Origin of the sequence: Bartonella sp. TT121SHDZB, from assembly GCF_042193415.1 — a bacterium.
Classification (GTDB): Bacteria; Pseudomonadota; Alphaproteobacteria; order Rhizobiales; family Rhizobiaceae; genus Bartonella.
The window spans coordinates 229879-246837 of the sequence record NZ_JBHILR010000001.1 but is presented as its reverse complement, the minus strand read 5'-3'; the positions used below and the strand labels follow the sequence as shown (position 1 = coordinate 246837).

General features: G+C 37.4%; 15 protein-coding genes. 10 read left to right on the top strand and 5 right to left on the bottom strand.

The window, feature by feature from the left end; translation table 11 throughout:
* Positions 1-823: 823 nt before the first annotated feature.
* From ilvD to ACFIKI_RS00940, 4 genes are all read right to left on the bottom strand, one after another.
* A complete protein-coding gene (gene ilvD / locus ACFIKI_RS00955; RefSeq protein WP_375665238.1) occupies positions 824-2662 on the bottom strand; it encodes a dihydroxy-acid dehydratase in 1839 nt (612 codons plus the stop codon).
* A 257-nt stretch (positions 2663-2919) separates the two neighbouring features.
* Positions 2920-3171: a hypothetical protein gene (locus ACFIKI_RS00950; protein ID WP_375621981.1), complete on the bottom strand. Its 252-nt coding sequence runs from the start codon at positions 3169-3171 to the stop codon at positions 2920-2922.
* 487 nt (positions 3172-3658) lie between these two features.
* Positions 3659-3910, bottom strand: coding sequence for a DUF1150 family protein (locus ACFIKI_RS00945; RefSeq protein ID WP_375606172.1), 252 nt, complete (start codon positions 3908-3910; stop codon positions 3659-3661).
* 26 nt (positions 3911-3936) lie between these two features.
* On the bottom strand, positions 3937-4368 hold the full coding sequence (locus tag ACFIKI_RS00940; protein ID WP_012754518.1) for an Hsp20 family protein: 432 nt from the start codon (positions 4366-4368) through the stop codon (positions 3937-3939).
* Between the two features lie 122 nt (positions 4369-4490).
* Between ACFIKI_RS00940 and nth the strand changes: the two genes are divergently transcribed.
* The 10 genes from nth to ACFIKI_RS00890 all read left to right on the top strand — a co-directional run bounded on the left by nth (position 4491) and on the right by ACFIKI_RS00890 (position 15163).
* Entirely contained in the window at positions 4491-5231 is a 741-nt protein-coding gene (gene nth, locus ACFIKI_RS00935; RefSeq protein WP_375665236.1) for an endonuclease III, read from the top strand.
* A gap of 154 nt (positions 5232-5385) precedes the next feature.
* Complete coding sequence (gene rpmI, locus ACFIKI_RS00930) at positions 5386-5589, top strand: 50S ribosomal protein L35 (protein ID WP_183193590.1); 204 nt, start codon at positions 5386-5388, stop codon at positions 5587-5589.
* A 33-nt stretch (positions 5590-5622) separates the two neighbouring features.
* The gene (rplT, locus tag ACFIKI_RS00925) at positions 5623-6024 is read left to right on the top strand and encodes a 50S ribosomal protein L20 (protein ID WP_012754515.1); all 402 of its coding nucleotides are present in this window, start codon (positions 5623-5625) and stop codon (positions 6022-6024) included.
* A gap of 94 nt (positions 6025-6118) precedes the next feature.
* Positions 6119-7201 (top strand): phenylalanine--tRNA ligase subunit alpha, encoded by a 1083-nt coding sequence (gene pheS, locus ACFIKI_RS00920; RefSeq protein ID WP_375665233.1) that lies wholly within the window; start codon positions 6119-6121, stop codon positions 7199-7201.
* Positions 7202-7233: 32 nt separating this feature from the next.
* Positions 7234-9648, top strand: coding sequence for a phenylalanine--tRNA ligase subunit beta (gene pheT / locus ACFIKI_RS00915; RefSeq protein WP_375665231.1), 2415 nt, complete (start codon positions 7234-7236; stop codon positions 9646-9648).
* 1217 nt (positions 9649-10865) lie between these two features.
* The gene (locus tag ACFIKI_RS00910; RefSeq protein WP_375665229.1) at positions 10866-11774 is read left to right on the top strand and encodes a metal ABC transporter substrate-binding protein; all 909 of its coding nucleotides are present in this window, start codon (positions 10866-10868) and stop codon (positions 11772-11774) included.
* Entirely contained in the window at positions 11771-12601 is an 831-nt protein-coding gene (locus tag ACFIKI_RS00905; RefSeq protein WP_375665227.1) for a manganese/iron ABC transporter ATP-binding protein, read from the top strand. Before ACFIKI_RS00910 ends, ACFIKI_RS00905 begins: the two co-directional genes overlap by 4 nt.
* Entirely contained in the window at positions 12598-13464 is an 867-nt protein-coding gene (locus ACFIKI_RS00900) for a metal ABC transporter permease (RefSeq protein WP_375665225.1), read from the top strand. The genes ACFIKI_RS00905 and ACFIKI_RS00900 overlap by 4 nt, the downstream gene beginning before the upstream one ends.
* Complete coding sequence (locus ACFIKI_RS00895; RefSeq protein WP_375665222.1) at positions 13461-14366, top strand: metal ABC transporter permease; 906 nt, start codon at positions 13461-13463, stop codon at positions 14364-14366. Before ACFIKI_RS00900 ends, ACFIKI_RS00895 begins: the two co-directional genes overlap by 4 nt.
* Positions 14367-14776: 410 nt before the next feature.
* Positions 14777-15163 (top strand): YbaN family protein, encoded by a 387-nt coding sequence (locus ACFIKI_RS00890; RefSeq protein ID WP_375621991.1) that lies wholly within the window; start codon positions 14777-14779, stop codon positions 15161-15163.
* Between the two features lie 437 nt (positions 15164-15600).
* Here the strand turns inward: ACFIKI_RS00890 and pncB are convergent, their stop codons facing one another.
* Positions 15601-16905: a nicotinate phosphoribosyltransferase gene (gene pncB / locus ACFIKI_RS00885; RefSeq protein ID WP_375665221.1), complete on the bottom strand. Its 1305-nt coding sequence runs from the start codon at positions 16903-16905 to the stop codon at positions 15601-15603.
* Positions 16906-16959 lie beyond the last annotated feature (54 nt).

Sequence of the window (16959 nt, the reverse complement as noted above, 5' to 3'; positions counted from 1 at the left end):
ATAAAAAATTGCTCAACATCGACTATTTTTACAAGATTGTCTTTTTTTGTAAAGATTATCATGAAACTCCTGCACCTTGCAAATACGCCATATTTAGTGAATTATACTTTTTCACAATCAATATTATTATCATAGCAATGTTTTTAGTTTTAAACTGTCAGTGTTGGAATACCACCCTTTGCATAATAAATTCATGAATAATGGATCTCGCATTTTCTTCAAATTTTAAATTATAAAGAGCTCTTTTACTGTTTTCATATGAAACATATAATTAGATATATCATAGCAGTACGTTATTTTCATAAACATCCTTGAACTCCTTCCCGCCTCTCAATGGATAAAGATTTTCATTCGAATCAAGTCTGCAAATAGTCCAGATTCTAACGGACTTCCCTTGACTTTCTAGTCATGTGATTCTCTTAAACTCAAAGCTTTACAAACAAGTCTAAGAATATTCACCACGCACTAAAAACACACTTAATATTTAAGGACAATGCCGTATATCACAGTCCTAAATGACAGTGTTTTACGGTACAACAAGATAATGCCACCAGTACAATAAATATCTTCCATAAATATGAGAACAGGAAATTGTAATCTCATATAAGATTGGAATATGATATGAAAAGTAATGATACTGTATCTGTCTTACATAGCTGCTAAAATAAGCAATCCGCAGCTGCTTTTAGTTGTATTGATAGCTTTTTAATCATACTTATCATGACTCGAAATATTCTGATAAGTTCATAAACTCATAAAATAATTAGCTCAGAATATCGTGCACAAGATGCAAAAAATCAGAGTACTGTCTCTATTCAACTCATCAAATATTACGTACTGCACCTTTTGAAGCAGATGTAGTCATCGCTGCATAAGCTTTGAGAGCCTTTGAAACTTTACGCTGACGCTTCTCAATTGGTTGCCAAGCGCCTTTTCCTTTTGCTTCCATCTTAGCACGGCGCTGCTTCATCTCAACGTCATCCACCAACATATGAATTCTACGATTTGGAATATCAATTTCTATGATATCCCCCTCTTCCACCAACGCAATTTCTCCTCCTTCAGCAGCTTCTGGCGAAATATGTCCTATTGAGAGCCCTGAGCTTCCCCCTGAAAAACGTCCATCCGTAACAAGTGCACAAACCTTGCCCAACCCTTTAGATTTGAGATAACTCGTCGGATAAAGCATTTCTTGCATTCCAGGTCCTCCACGTGGACCTTCATAACGGATTAAAACAATTTCACCTGTTTTAATCTTATCCGTTAATATAGCTGAAACAGCTGAATCTTGGCTTTCAAAAATTCTTGCCGGACCTTTAAAGGTTAAAATTGATTGATCAACGCCTGCTGTTTTTACAATACAGCCATCTTTTGCAAGATTTCCATAAAGAACTGCCAATCCTCCATCTTGTGAATAGGCATGTTCTCTATCGCGAATCACACCTTTTTCACGATCAAGATCAAGGGTCTCATAGCGACTAGATTGGCTAAAAGCTGTCTGTGTTGGAATACCACCTGGAGCAGCACGATAAAATGCACGAACTGTTGGCTCATTAGTTTGCTTTACATCCCAATGGTAAAGAGCTTCTTTCATCGTTTTTGCGTGAACCGTATGAGTTGACGTATCAATGAGTCCCGCCGCATCCAATTCGCCTAAAAGCCCCATAATACCACCAGCGCGATGAACATCTTCCATATGTACATTCGCAACAGCAGGAGCAACTTTGCATAAAACCGGAACACAACGCGAAAGATGATCAATATCCGTCATGGTAAAATCCACCTCACCTTCTTGTGCCGCCGCTAAAAGATGCAGTACTGTATTGGTTGATCCCCCCATGGCAATATCAACGGTCATTGCATTTTCAAAAGCCTTGCGTGAAGCAATAGAGCGCGGCAAAACTGTTTCATCATCTTCTTCATAATAACGTTTAACCAATGCAACAATCTGTTTTCCAGCTTCTTCAAAAAGCATTCGTCGATCTGCATGTGTTGCTAGCATTGATCCATTTCCGGGAAGCGAAAGCCCCAATGCTTCCGTTAAACAATTCATAGAGTTGGCTGTAAACATTCCAGAACAAGAACCACATGTAGGACAAGCAGCGCGCTCCATTTTAGCAACTTCTTCTTCTGAATTTTGTTCTGAAGCTGCTGCAACCATGGCATCAACCAAATCAACCGTTAAATCTTGATCCTTCCATTTAATCTTACCTGCTTCCATAGGACCACCTGAAACAAAGATTGTCGGAATATTCAACCGTAAAGCAGCCATTAACATACCAGGCGTAATTTTGTCACAATTAGAAATACAGACAAGTGCATCCGCACAATGGGCGTTAACCATATACTCTACAGAATCAGCAATAATTTCACGTGAAGGCAAAGAATAGAGCATTCCATCGTGCCCCATCGCAATTCCATCATCTACAGCAATGGTGTTAAACTCTTTCGCAACACCACCGGCAACGGCTATTTGTTGTGCAACCAATTGCCCAAGATCTTTTAAATGAACATGCCCTGGTACAAATTGTGTAAAAGAATTCGCAATCGCAATAATGGGTTTACCAAAATCTGCATCTTTCATCCCTGTTGCACGCCAAAGACCGCGAGCTCCAGCCATATTACGCCCGTGAGTCGATATTCTTGAACGGTAAGAAGGCATTATTTTTTTCCCCTCAAATAATTCCATTTTTCTTGTTGTGCTGTAACTTCATTATAAAAACAAGAGCTTTAATATTCAAAAGAGAAAAATACCTTGGACTGAGGCATTTGAAGCACAAAATTAAAAGCTTTGCATAAACTTTTTCATAAAGCCTTTGTTTTTTTCTTACCTGTTAATCAACATCTAATCCCTGTGCAAGTCCACGTTTGAGACAAATATCAAAAATGCTTCAGTGTGGCACGAACTGTTCCAGATTTTTATATACCAGATTTTGTGGGTATATTACATCTATCTGTTTGCGTAATTTCTGGAACAAGAAGACAGTGTAATTTGGAAAGAACATAAAGGCGTAATGGTAAAAACCTATCATCTCCTGACAATTTAGCTTTACACCTTTCAAACGCATTCATAGAAATATCTTTTAAATAATGATGAGGCATTGTCTCATGTTTTTGTTTTTCACACTCTTCAATGGAGTTAGTCCCTTCAGGAAGAACAGAACGCCCCAAACAAATATACTTGTATTACTAATTCACGCATTCATTTTAAAGAAACATTTTTCAGTGCGCTCGGATCCATTTCACAACAGCGTCCATGAATAGTATAACAAACCCTGTGAATCATATAAATTTAAAGGCAGCATCTTCACCACTTATGAAGAAGCAAACAGACACCATCATGCATTTTACCCATCCCCAATATTACAAAGTCATTGACAATTAAGACAATTCACAAAAAGCATTTTTATTCCTTTCTTCAAGTGTTTTTATCCACATGACTCTCCTTGCTTATGACATTACAAACAAGTGATTTTAACTGTTTTAATATAAGAGGATTTAAAATGAGAGAATTTTACGATATTCGGGACTATCTCCCATTGTAAAAGCTTAATTATGAATATAAATCATATCTCATTATAACTATAACTCATATTATACCCTTTATGAGAACAACGGATAGAATTTATAAAGGAGTCCGTTTTTCTCGTAAGGGCATCTAGTGCAAAGTTACAATTTGTAGTTCATGCTCATTGGCTCCAGCAAGAGCGATAGAGCGTTCATCGGATAAAATAATAGGATAACCTGTTTCACCAAAGAGAGCCCATATGGTAATGCCTGGAGTCATTGGTGGAAGATCTGGAAAGTTTTTAGCCAAATCATCAGTACAAACTTTTTTTAAATAGGCAATCTGTCCCGCATCAGAGTAGGCTGTGTTCTGAAACGATAAGTTTTGTTTATGTTCTCCCATTTCACTATTCCTTTACGCCTTAACTTTTATGACTCACCACTACTGACTTTAATTGGAATCTGTTTTATTTCTTTTTTTAACTTTGGTTGATACAGATTAATTGATAAAAGACCATTTTTCAACTCGGCATTTGTAACATGCATCCCTTCCGCGAGAACAAAGGTTCGCTGGAATTGTCGCGCAGCTATACCGCGATATAAATATTGATGATTTTGGTTGTCTGTTTGTTTACCATGAATAACCAATTGATTATCATCGAGCAAAATATTAAGATGATTAATCTTAAATCCAGCAACAGCCAAAGTTATCCGGATATGATTTGCATCATCATTTTTATGCAAACGTTCAATATTATAGGCTGGGTAAGCCTCATCAGCTTTACCGATACGTTGCAATATTTTTTCTACGGTTTCAAACCCTAAAAGAAAGGGATTGGAGAAAGGCGTCACATGTGTCATTCATGAGTATCCTCTTTGAAAAGCGGCGTTACTTGACCAAACTCTATATAAAATGTTCGCTGCATTCCTCTCATATGGCGAGCGTAAATGATAACTTCAAGAGAGAAGATTAAGAGAGTTCAATGACTCAACGTACCATAAAATTATCAAAATCGCGAAATTTATCTGGTACATTATATAACAAAGATGAAATTGCAGAAATATTTCGCCGTTTTTCTGTGCAACGCCCTACGCCTAAGAGTGATCTTATCTATACAAATATTTTTACGCTTTTGGTTGCCGTTGTACTTTCGGCTCAAGCGACAGATGTAAGCGTTAATAAAGCGACAAAAGAATTATTTCGCCTTGCTGATCAACCAGAAAAAATGGTTGCATTAGGGGAAGAAGAAATAGCAAATCATATCCGTTCAATTGGTCTTTGGCGAGCAAAAGCACGTAATGTTTATGCGCTTTGCAACTGTTTAATTAATCAATATGGCGGTCAAGTACCCGATACGCGTGAAGCACTCATGGCCCTTCCTGGAGTGGGGCGCAAAACGGCTAATGTTGTTTTGAATGTTGCTTTTGGTCAGCCTACATTGGCAATAGATACACATATTTTTCGTTTAAGCAATCGTCTTGGTTTAGCACCTGGAAAAACCCCAGAGATTGTTGAGAAAAAATTATTAAAGATTATACCGGTTCATTATATTCGCCATGCGCATCATTGGCTGATTTTACATGGTCGCTATATTTGTCAAGCCCGTAAACCACAATGTACGCAATGCATTATTGCCGATTTATGTAAAGCAGCCAGCAAAACAAATGCTATTCCGGCACCTTTGGTTGAAATTCAAGGCAATGGAGCACCCATTTTTTTATAATACGGTCTTGCTATTTTGTGTATACTAGCTTATGAAAACATTTCTGAAACCGCCCGGCAGGGCATGCCGTGGCTGTTTAAATGCTTGTTCAAGCGTTGGTCCGCTTGAGTGAATAAAATGTTTGATTGAATCAATTAATGTATGGAGTAGCAAAATGCCCAAGATGAAGACCAAATCATCCGCTAAAAAGCGGTTTAAAATCACTGCGTCAGGCAAAATTAAAGTAGCAGCTGCTGGTAAGCGCCACGGCATGATTAAGCGTTCGAATAAATTTATTCGCGATGCACGTGGAACAATGGTTTTGTGTGAACAAGATGCTAAAAAAGTCATTCAGCATTATTTGCCGAATGGTATTTAAACCTTACGCTTTTGATTTTGAGGAGATTATAATATGGCTCGTGTGAAAAGAGGTGTGACAGCACACGCTAAGCACAAAAAAGTTCTTAAACAGGCTGAAGGTTTTTACGGTCGTCGTAAAAATACCATTCGTGCAGCTAAAGCAGCGGTTGATCGTTCAAAGCAATACGCTTATCGTGATCGCAAAAATAGGAAACGTACTTTCCGTGCTTTGTGGATTCAGAGAATTAATGCAGCTGTTCGTGCAGAAGGTTTGACTTATGGACGTTTTATTGATGGCTTATCAAAAGCCGGTATTGAGGTTGATCGTAAGGTTCTTTCAGATATAGCAATCCATGAGGCAGAAGCATTTTCTGCTTTAGTTGCTTCGGCAAAAAAAGCTTTAGAATATTTAAAAGATACGACACCTAATGCTTTCGAAGGCGCTGTCAAATAAGCCAGTCGTGTTCTCTTAAAGCATTCATTTATTCGAGGTCCCGTGCTGGCTATTGCGAGTGCGGGTTTTTCTTTATTAAAAAATAGGCAAAAATATGAATGATATTGAGCGTCTGGAACAAGAAATTTGTTTAGCCTTAGAGGCAGCAGGTGATGAACAAGCACTTGAAGAAGTGCGTATTGCAGCATTGGGTAAAAAAGGTAGTATCTCTGAAAAATTAAAAGAATTAGGAAAAATGGATGCTGGCGAACGCCATAAAGTTGGACCAGTTCTTAATGGATTAAAAAATCGTATTTTAGAATTATGGGCGCAAAAGCGTGATCTTCTGAAAAGACAAGCAATGGATGCTCGTCTTTCTCGTGAAACGGTCGATGTTACCTTGCCTGTTCGTTCTTCTCCTATAGAACGGGGGCGTATTCATCCTATTTCACAGGTGATTGAGGCAATCATTGCCATTTATACGAAGTTGGGTTTTTCTCTTGCAGAGGGACCTGATATTGAAACAGACTATTATAATTTTACGGCATTGAATTTTCCTGAAGGGCATCCAGCGCGTGAAATGCATGATACCTTCTTTTTTAATGTTGATAATACAGGGAAGCGAAAATTATTGCGGACTCATACATCACCCGTGCAAATTCGCACACTGGAAAAACAACAAGCACCGATACGGATCATTATTCCTGGAAAAACTTACCGTATGGATTCGGATGCAACACATTCACCCATGTTCCATCAGGTCGAGGGTCTTGTCATTGATAAAACCTCCACCATTGCTCATATGATGTGGCTGCATGAAACTTTTTGTAAAGCATTTTTTGAAGTTCCCTCTGTAAAAATGCGTTTTCGTCCCTCCTTTTTCCCTTTTACCGAACCATCTATGGAGGTAGATATTCAATGTGATCGTTCTGGTTCAGAAGTAAAGTTCGGAGAAGGACAGGATTGGTTGGAAATTTTAGGATGCGGAATGGTGCATCCCCAGGTGTTGAAAAATGTTGGTTTAGATCCAGATGAATATCAAGGTTTTGCATGGGGTATGGGCATTGATCGTATTGCCATGTTGAAATACGGTATGCCTGATTTGCGAGCTTTTTTTGATGCTGACCTGCGTTGGTTAGACCATTATGGCTTTCGTTGCTTTGATATGCCTGCTTTTTTTCCTAATAAAAATGTGTGATCTTAGTCATCGCTTTCATGTGAGGTTTTAAAATGAAGTTTACATTGTCGTGGTTAAAAGATCACTTAGAAACAAATGCATCTTTGAATGAAATTTGTGAAAAATTAACTGCTATCGGTCTTGAGGTTGATCACGTTGATGATCGGTCTTTTTTAAAAGGTTTTGTGATTGCAAAAGTTTTAACAGCAATAAAGCATCCTGATGCAGATAAACTTCAAATTTTATCAGTGGATACAGGAACTGCTACACCTGTTCAAGTTGTCTGTGGAGCACCAAATGCACGAGCAGGTCTTGTTGGTGTTCTAGCACTACCAGGCACTTATATTCCAGGACTTGATGTAACATTATCTGTAGGAAAAATCCGAGGTGTTGAAAGTTTTGGGATGATGTGTTCACAAGCAGAGCTTGAATTATCAAATGAGCATGACGGGATTATTGAACTTCCAGAAGATAGTCCTATTGGAGGTTCATTTGCAGCTTATGCTGGTTTAGATGATCCGGTCATTGATATTGGTTTGACCCCTAATCGTTCCGATTGCACAGGTGTTCGTGGTATTGCACGTGATCTTGCCGCTACAGGAATCGGACAATTAAAAGAATTGTCTTTACCAAAATTTGATACTGCTTTTGAAATGCCTCTCGATGTTTCATTAGATTTTTCGCAAGATTCATCATTATGTTTAGGTTTTGCTTGGCGTGAAGTACGCAATGTTCAAAATGGTGCATCACCACAGTGGATGCAACAACGTTTGAATGCAATTGGTTTGAGACCGATTAATGCGCTTGTTGACATGACCAATTACATCAGTTTTGACCTTGGTCGTCCACTCCATGTTTTTGATGCAGATAAAATTAAAGGTAATTTGTGTGTACGTTGCGCGCGTGAGGGAGAGCAGCTTCAAGCACTGAACGGAAAAATCTATCATCTGGGCGTTCAGAATTGTGTCATTGCAGATGACGAGGGGGTTGTTTCGATTGCCGGTATCATGGGCGGTGAAAGAACAAGTTGTGATGAAAAAACACATCGCGTTATTATTGAATCAGCGCTTTGGGATGCGCGAAGCATTGCACAAACAGGGCGAACATTAGGTCTTATCAGTGATGCACGTTATCGATTTGAACGAGGTGTTGATCCGGCTTTTATAGAAACAGGACTTGAGATTGCAACAGAATTGGTCTTACGTCTTTGTGGTGGTGAAGTATCTAAAAAGAGGATCGTTGGCTATCAGCAACAAGAAATCAAACAGATCGCTTTTCCTTTTGCTGAAATTAAACGTTTAACAAATTTGGAAATAGAACCTGAAAAAGTCATCTCTATTTTAACAAAACTTGGATTTTTTGTTGAAGGAAAAGGAGAAGTCGTTACGGTAAAAGTACCATCATGGCGCCCTGATATTATGGGTAAAGCCGATTTGGTGGAAGAGGTTATGAGAATTTATGGGTTAGATAAAATTAAACCTATTCCTTTGGAAAACTTTGCAGAAGGAAAAGATCAAATTTTAACATGCGCACAAATTCGTTCACGTGCTACACGTTTGGCTCTAGTGCAACGTGGTATGAAAGAAGCGGTAACATGGTCTTTTATTTCTGAAAATCAAGCTCTTGCTTTTGGAGGAGGTCAAGAAGAGCTTAAATTAGTTAATCCTATTGCTGCTGATATGTCAGTAATGCGTCCTTCCCTTTTACCTGGTTTGATTATGGCAGCACAGAGAAATGCTGATCGTGGTTTTTCTGATCTTGCTTTGTTTGAAGTTTCTAACATTTATGAAGGCGATACCCCTGATAAACAACAGCGTGTTGTTAGCGGAATTCGTCGCGGAACAGAGCAATTTAAAGGGGCTGGGCGTTTTTGGAATGGAAATGCAACCGCAGTTGATGTTTTTGATGCTAAAGCAGATGCTTTAGCTGTCTTAGAAGCATGCGACATAGATGTTGGGAAAGTGCAGATTGAAGTTGGAGTACCGGATTGGTATCATCCTGGTCGTTCAGGTGTCATAAAACTTGGATCAAAGATTATTCTTGGTTTTTTTGGTGTTCTTCATCCTGCTACATTAGAAACGTTAGATGTCAGTGGTCCTTTATGCGGCTTTGAAATTTTTCTAGATCGAATTCCAGAACCAAAGAAAAAAACAACGAAAAGCCGTTCTCCTTTGAAACTCTCACCTTTTCAAATGGTACGACGTGATTTTGCATTTATCGTTGATAAAACAGTTGCTTCTTCTCTCATTGTTCGTGCTGCCAGTGGAGCAGATAAAAAACTTATTCATTCAGTACAGGTTTTTGATCATTTTGAAGATCAAAGCCTTGGTGAAGATAAAAAATCTGTTGCCATTGAAATTGCTATTCAACCGATTGAACGCACTTTGACAGATAAAGACCTAGAAGAAATTACCGCAAAAGTGGTAGAAAATGTCACCAAAACGACAGGCGCTTGTCTTCGTTGTTGAATATATTTTTGTCAGATTATTTTATAAAATAGGAGTACTTTTGAGTGCTCCTTTATTTTTTGAAGTATTCGAGATCTATGGAATCTCTTGAAAGACAGTTATTTTCACAATATATTGATTTATAATGATAATTTATCACCTTTCACGTTAAATAAGAGTTACAAATATCGAAAAAATTATCATTTCAAGCCATTTTTGAATAAATCAAAATCCTTTGTTTTCACATTACAAGTAGAATGGTTGTGTAAAAATCATAAAAAAGAAGTAAAAATATTTCTTATAAACGCTCTCAAATGCCAAATACTGTCGCAATATTAGGGATTAATAATGCCGCATTGGATATCGACAAATAGAATGATGGTACTGATTGGCCATTTTGTAAAGTAAATGATGGTGCCTAATGGATCTTATACCCTTGATGGAATATTATACGGCTCACAGACATTGCCGTAAAATGAATATAACAAGAGAGATGTTTTATTAAAACAAGCGCATGAATGACATGATAAATGCTCTATTTTGAGTATTCTGTTTTCTCTGAAGGTTGTGATCTCATTGAAAAATAAGTGTAAAAACATAAGACAATACGCATTCCATGAATGAAAAACCTCTTTTGAAAGTCGCACAAACCCCATAACAGCTTTTTAAATAACTTGACTGATCTATTAAAGCTATAAATACCACACTAAAACCTTTTAGGTTTTCAAAATTCATTTTATGTAAAACCGAATGAAAGAGGAAGGATAATTAGAAGATCGTTTCATTTTGCATCTTCATATTTTTTCCAAAGAGGCTGCGTTTCCGTTTCAAAAGATAAACTCAAATAAGATTGTAATATTTTTGCTCTATTCTAGAAGATAAAAGCTAGCACTATTTATAAAACTCGTAAGAATCTTAATATTTGTCTTAAACATATGGCTGCATTAGAACAAGATGTTGATTGATAGGGTGCAAAAAACACAAACTTTATGAGCATACAATCACCATACAACATAAACTTCAATAAATTAGAAAAATATCTCCGCTTTTTATAAAATGCTTTGCAAAATAACAAAGCACTTTTCTTTAAAATCATCAGCTTTTTTTCAAGGCAAAAAAGAATTGTTTTTAAAAAGCTTGAAAAGTTTCTTTTTGTAAGAATCCTTCATTGCAAATGTGAATGATAACTGTTATTGCTAAATGATAATGCAAATCATTCGCAATAAAGAGAAAAATCAATGAATATAAAAAAGTTTTTTGTTATAATTTTGGGGAGTTTTATTTTTTTTACTCCCAATTTAGCGATATGTGCTGGTAAATTTAAAGCTGTTACAACATTCACCATCATTGCTGATATGGCGCGAAATGTAGCAGGTGATGCTGCAGATGTTGAATCAATCACAAAACCAGGTGCTGAAATTCACGAATACCAACCTACACCACGTGATCTAATGCGTGCGCAAGGCGCAAATCTTATATTATGGAATGGATTAGAGTTAGAACTTTGGTTTGAAAAGTTTTTTCAAAATATCAAGGATATTCCAAGTGTTGTTGTTTCAAAAGGCGTTGTACCGATTAAAATTGGTGAGGGTCCCTTTAGCGGTAAACCCAATCCTCATGCATGGATGTCACCAACCGCTGCTTTGATTTATGTTGATAATATTCGCGATGCTTTTGTAAAATATGATCCTGAACACGCAGAAATTTATAAACAAAATGCTGAAGTTTATAAACAGAAGATTCGTGCAACAATTGATCCAATCAGAATGGAATTGGCAGCAGTTCCTCAAGATAAGCGTTGGCTTGTAACGAGTGAAGGTGCATTTAGTTATTTGGCACGTGATTTTGATCTGAAAGAACTTTATTTATGGCCCATCAATGCTGACCAGCAAGGAACACCACAACAGGTTAAGCATGTTATTGATATGGTTCGCAAATACAATATCCATGCAGTTTTTTCTGAAAGCACAATTTCTCCAGCACCTGCTAAACAAGTGGCAAGGGAAACAGGAGCTAAATACGGTGGTGTTCTTTATGTTGATTCTCTGAGTGAGAAAAATGGTGAGGTCCCCACTTATATTGATTTATTACGTATCACGAGTGGGCGTATTAGCAATGCTTTATTAGAGGGAGCAAAAAGCCAATGACGGAATGTGGAATTTTTGCCCAAGGAATAACGGTAACTTATCGTAATGGGCATACAGCTTTACGCGAAGTGAATTTTGAAAGTCCAAAGGGGTCTATTACGGCATTGGTTGGCGTTAATGGATCCGGTAAATCAACATTATTTAAAGCGATTATGGGATTTGTACGCCCCTCAAAGGGAAAAATTCGCATGTTTGATTTGCCCGTTGATATGGCTTTGAAAAAAAACCTTATTGCTTATGTTCCTCAAAGTGAAGATGTTGATTGGAATTTTCCTGTTCTGGTTGAAGATGTCGTATTGATGGGACGGTACGGTCATATGAATTTCTTGCGCTATGCCCGTGCACGAGATTATGAAGCCGTTCGTGTTGCCTTAGAACGTGTTGATATGTTGGCTTTTGCCAAGCGCCAGATTGGAGAACTTTCCGGTGGGCAGAAAAAGCGTGTTTTTCTGGCGCGCGCATTAGCACAGCAAGCAAAAGCCATTTTATTAGATGAGCCGTTTACAGGTGTTGACGTTACAACAGAAGATAAAATCATTGCTTTATTACAAGATCTTCGTAAAGAAGGAGCAGTAATCTTGGTTTCAACTCACAATTTAGGTTCTATTCGTGAATTTTGTGATCATACGGTTTTAATAAAAGGAACGGTTTTAGCTTCTGGATTAACAGAAAAAATCTTTACAAAGCAAAATCTGGAAAAAACTTTTGGAGGATCTTTGCACCACCATATTTTTGATCTTCAAGACACGAAAAAAAATAATATTTTCATGGAAGGAAAGCAGTCTGCAGTTTGTGAGAATACTGAAAGAGTGGAGCACGTTGCATGATTTCTTGGTTGCTTGAGCCATTGGGCTATCAATATATGGTGAATGCCATGTGGGTTTCGGGATTAGTTGGCTGTGTTTGTGCCTTTCTTTCAGCTTTTTTGATGTTAAAAGGTTGGTCACTCATCGGCGACGCACTTTCTCATTCTATTGTTCCTGGTGTAGCCGGGGCTTACCTTCTAGGCTTACCTTTTTCAGTTGGAGCTTTTTTTTCTGGTGGTCTTGCGGCAGCAGCAATGCTCTTTTTTAATCAGCGAACAAAACTGAAAGAAGATACCATTATTGGGCTCATTTTTTCTTCCTTTTTTGCCTTTGGGTTATTTCTTAAATCATTAAAACCAATGGCTGTTAATATTGATACGATTGTTTTGGGAAATATTTTAGCCGTCAGTTCATCAGATATTCTACAATTGGCTTTCATCGGCTTTTTTTCTTTGCTTATATTGCTTTTGAAATGGAAAGATCTTCTTGTTTCGTTATTTGATGAAACACATGCACATGCCATTGGATTAAACGTAAAGTTTTTAAAAATTCTCTTTTTCACATTGCTGGCCGCTTGTACTGTTGCTGCTATGCAAACAGTTGGAGCGTTTTTGGTCATTTGTCTTGTCGTAACGCCTGGAGCAACAGCCTATTTTTTAAGTGATCGTTTCGTAAATGTCTTGATTATTGCAGTTGTAATTGGAACCTTCACAAGTGTCTTGGGTGTTTATGTAAGTTATTTTTTGAATGCACAAACAGGGGGAGTTGTTGTACTTTTTCAGGCATTTTTATTTATTTTGGCTTTTATTTTTGCTCCTAAACACGGGTTTATTGCTGCACGCTTACGTATAAATGCGGCAAAAAAGGGTGTGATATTATCATGATTGATCAATTACTGCTTCCGTTTCAATTTTCTTTTATGCTTAAGGGTATGCTTATTGTCATGATTCTTTCTGTTCCAATGGCGATGCTTTCCTGCTTTCTTATTTTAAAAGGATGGGCACTGTTAGGTGATGCCATTTCCCATGCAGTTTTTCCAGGTGTTGTTGTTGGTTATATGACAACACCATGGGTGATAGCATTTTTGACTTCTTTGCCATTTGCTTGGTTTCAGCATATGCGTCCAGCTAATGTTACAATGACTTTGATTACGTGCGGTGCTTTTGTTGCAGGAATGGTGTGTGCGCTATTAACGGGTTTTTTAGGAAGCAACAGCCGTATAAAACAGGACACAGTGATGGGCGTGGTTTTTTCTTCGATGTTTGGTTTGGGGCTTGTTTTAGCCACCTCTATTTATAGTAGCTTAGATTTGAATCATATTCTATTTGGTAATCTCTTGGGTGTTAACTGGCTTGATATTACGCAGACAGCGATTATTTCTACTATTGTCACTCTTATTTTAGCAGCAAAATGGCGTGACTTTATGCTGTATATTTTTGATTCAATTCAAGGTCGTGCAATGGGGTTACCAATATCTCTACTCCACTATACCCTTCTAACGATGATTTCTCTTACAATTGTTGCAGCCTTGAAAGCTGTTGGAATTGTACTTGTTATTTCTTTACTAATAGCGCCGGGAGCAATTGCCTTTCTTGTTACGAAGCGATTTTCCTTTATGTTAATAATCGCGATACTTATTGCATCTTTTTCTGGTTTTTTAGGGATTTATCTCAGCTTATTTATCGGCTCTGACTCTGCTTCCACAATTGTGTTGATCTTGACGTTGATTTTTATTGCCATTTTCATGATGATTTTCTTTCGTCGAAACACTGTTCAAGAAACTTAAAAGTGATAAAACTCATGCATATCAGCCATGCATTTTTATATATTGTTTCTCATGCCTATTTTAATTAGAAGTCCAGCTGCTAGATTATTTTCCTCCTAAAGTCTAGCAAGTGAATGCAGTATATATTCTCCCCCCCCCCAAGACTGCATTCTTAATTAAGAGGCTGCATTGATTTATTCTGCAGCCTTTTTATTTTTTGTTCTTCTAAAATCTCTTCTCATTTCTTGAAATCATTTAAAGTGATTATCATATTGCGTAAACCATTCGGTATTTTCAAGGAACTTACGACAGCAGAGATGCTTACACATGACGTGGTAGAAAGTGATTGCGCACTCAAACATGCAAACAGTAAAGAAAATAGATACAATGTTTTTGTATAGGGTTTTACGTAGAGGAAATAGTACGAGAAAATGAAAAAAGATTTCAAGATATCACACCCTTTGCGTATCTGTTATTATATAGCAGGGTGGGCAATGGTTATATTAGGTATTATCGGTATCGTATTACCTATTATGCCAACTGTGCCTTTTTTATTGGTTGCCTCATGGTGTTTTACGCGTTCTTCTCCACGTTTTCATCAATGGTTGAATAATCATCGTATTTTTGGTCCCCCTATTAAACGATGGGAAGAGAAAAAAGCTATCTCTCCATTTGTTAAAATTTTTGCAGTGATGAGTATGACGGGGGGATTTTTATCCTTTTTTGTGATGATACATCCTCCTTTATGGATTTCTTTACTCGTTACAGTTATATTATTGTTGATTGCTATTTACATTGTAACGCGTCCATCTTCATAGGGATAGAAAAGGCGTTATGAGATACTCTTTTAAACTTTAACTTATTTATAAGAACTATTGAGAGAAGGAATTTTCTTTCAAGTTTTAAATATAACCTCTCCATATCCAAGATGCATATGAAACAAAATGTTCGTGCGCTTTCATTTAACATGCAAAATCATAGTAGCCATGCCATAAACAAAATTATTTATGACAAAGATATAAGGCATATAAACCTCCTTGGCATGTTAAATATTTTAATGCGTAGTGAATATTTTGAAATCCTATCTGTCGAGTCTTACGTCAGTAAATCGCATGTGTGGAAAGTCAAGAGGAATCGGTTCGACAAGCAGTCAAACTTTTTACAAACCAGCAAGGGCTAAAAACCCTCATCCTTAGAGAGATCAACTTTATAGAAAATATGATGAGTCAATATATCCGTTTTAAAAAGCTGGAAACTATATCTTTATAGGTCTAGAAACTCGGTTTTTATTACCGAAAAAATTAAGATAACGTTGTACTTCTTTTGAATCACCGATCGTTTTTTCAGGATTATCTGAAAGTTTTACAGCTGGTCGACCATTGGCATGAGTCACCTTACAAACAAGGGAAAGAGCGTCAAGAGTTTCGATTTCCTGAGGTGCACAGCCTGTAAAGTCATTGGTAAGATCCGTGCCCCATCCAAAACTCATGCGTACTCTATCATGGAAATGATGATAGGTTTTTTCAATTGTATTAACATCAAGAGCATCAGAAAAAATTAAAAGTTTTTTGCATGGATCTTTTCCTTTTTCTTTCCACCATTGAATAATACGTTCGCCACCTTCAATAGGGGGAGCACTATCGGGTCTAAAACCCGTCCAATCAGCGACCCAATCTGGTGCATTGCGTAAAAATGCTTCTGTACCAAAGGTATCAGGTAAAACAATGAGAAGATTTCCACCATAATAACGGTTCCAATCTTGCAAGACTTGATACGGAGCTCTGCGTAATTCATCATCGTTGTTGCTGAGAGCCGCAATAACCATAGGCAATTCGTGTGCATTGGTTCCAAGAGCTTCTAAATCCGTATCCATGGCAAGAAGAACATTAGAAGTTCCAGTAAAAGAATTGCCAATGCCTTCTTTTAATGCTTCCACACACCAGCGCTGCCATAAAAAAGAATGGCGGCGCCTTGTCCCAAAGTCAGATATTTTAATATCAGGCAATTTTTTGAGACGTTCAACTTTACTCCACATTTTTGCTTTAGCACGCGCATAAAGTACATCAAGAGCAAAACGATCTAGTTTTCTGAGAGCAGCACGTGAACGTAATTCACTTATAATAGCAAGAGCTGGAATTTCCCACATAGAACTATGAGCCCACGAACCATAAAAATGAAGAATATACTGGCCATCTTTACGGGTGAGTTCGTATTCTGGGAGTTGAAAATTCTCAAGCCACTGAAGAAAATCCAGTTCAAAAATTTGTTTGCGTCCATAAAATGTATTACCAGCAAGCCAAATCATTTCTTTTTTTGTAAAGCGCAAACTAAGAGCATGATCAAGTTGAGAACGTAATTCACTCTCATCAATATCATCGGCAAGACGTATTGTTTTAGAGCGATTTATGAGGGAAAAAGTAACATTAACATTAGGATATAACCCCCAAATCATCTGCACCATTAGAAGTTTATAAAAATCCGTATCGAGAAGTGAACGAATAATGGGATCAAGTTTCCAAGTGTGATTGTAAACACGTCTAGCAATATCCGGATGATTCATAACCTTTTTCTTTCAGTTTCATAAAATCTAAAATATTATGCACCAACACGGCTA

Bases quoted from the DNA above. Each gene is read 5' to 3' on its own strand.
- ilvD (WP_375665238.1), bottom strand. From the start codon at position 2,662: ATGCCTTCTTACCGTTCAAGAATATCGACTCACGGGCGTAATATGGCT.
- ACFIKI_RS00945 (WP_375606172.1), bottom strand. From the start codon at position 3,910: ATGGGAGAACATAAACAAAACTTATCGTTTCAGAACACAGCCTACTCT.
- ACFIKI_RS00940 (WP_012754518.1), bottom strand. From the start codon at position 4,368: ATGACACATGTGACGCCTTTCTCCAATCCCTTTCTTTTAGGGTTTGAA.
- nth (WP_375665236.1), top strand. From the start codon at position 4,491: ATGACTCAACGTACCATAAAATTATCAAAATCGCGAAATTTATCTGGT.
- rpmI (WP_183193590.1), top strand. From the start codon at position 5,386: ATGCCCAAGATGAAGACCAAATCATCCGCTAAAAAGCGGTTTAAAATC.
- rplT (WP_012754515.1), top strand. From the start codon at position 5,623: ATGGCTCGTGTGAAAAGAGGTGTGACAGCACACGCTAAGCACAAAAAA.
- pheS (WP_375665233.1), top strand. From the start codon at position 6,119: ATGAATGATATTGAGCGTCTGGAACAAGAAATTTGTTTAGCCTTAGAG.
- pheT (WP_375665231.1), top strand. From the start codon at position 7,234: ATGAAGTTTACATTGTCGTGGTTAAAAGATCACTTAGAAACAAATGCA.
- ACFIKI_RS00910 (WP_375665229.1), top strand. From the start codon at position 10,866: ATGAATATAAAAAAGTTTTTTGTTATAATTTTGGGGAGTTTTATTTTT.
- ACFIKI_RS00905 (WP_375665227.1), top strand. From the start codon at position 11,771: ATGACGGAATGTGGAATTTTTGCCCAAGGAATAACGGTAACTTATCGT.
- ACFIKI_RS00900 (WP_375665225.1), top strand. From the start codon at position 12,598: ATGATTTCTTGGTTGCTTGAGCCATTGGGCTATCAATATATGGTGAAT.
- ACFIKI_RS00895 (WP_375665222.1), top strand. From the start codon at position 13,461: ATGATTGATCAATTACTGCTTCCGTTTCAATTTTCTTTTATGCTTAAG.
- ACFIKI_RS00890 (WP_375621991.1), top strand. From the start codon at position 14,777: ATGAAAAAAGATTTCAAGATATCACACCCTTTGCGTATCTGTTATTAT.
- pncB (WP_375665221.1), bottom strand. From the start codon at position 16,905: ATGAATCATCCGGATATTGCTAGACGTGTTTACAATCACACTTGGAAA.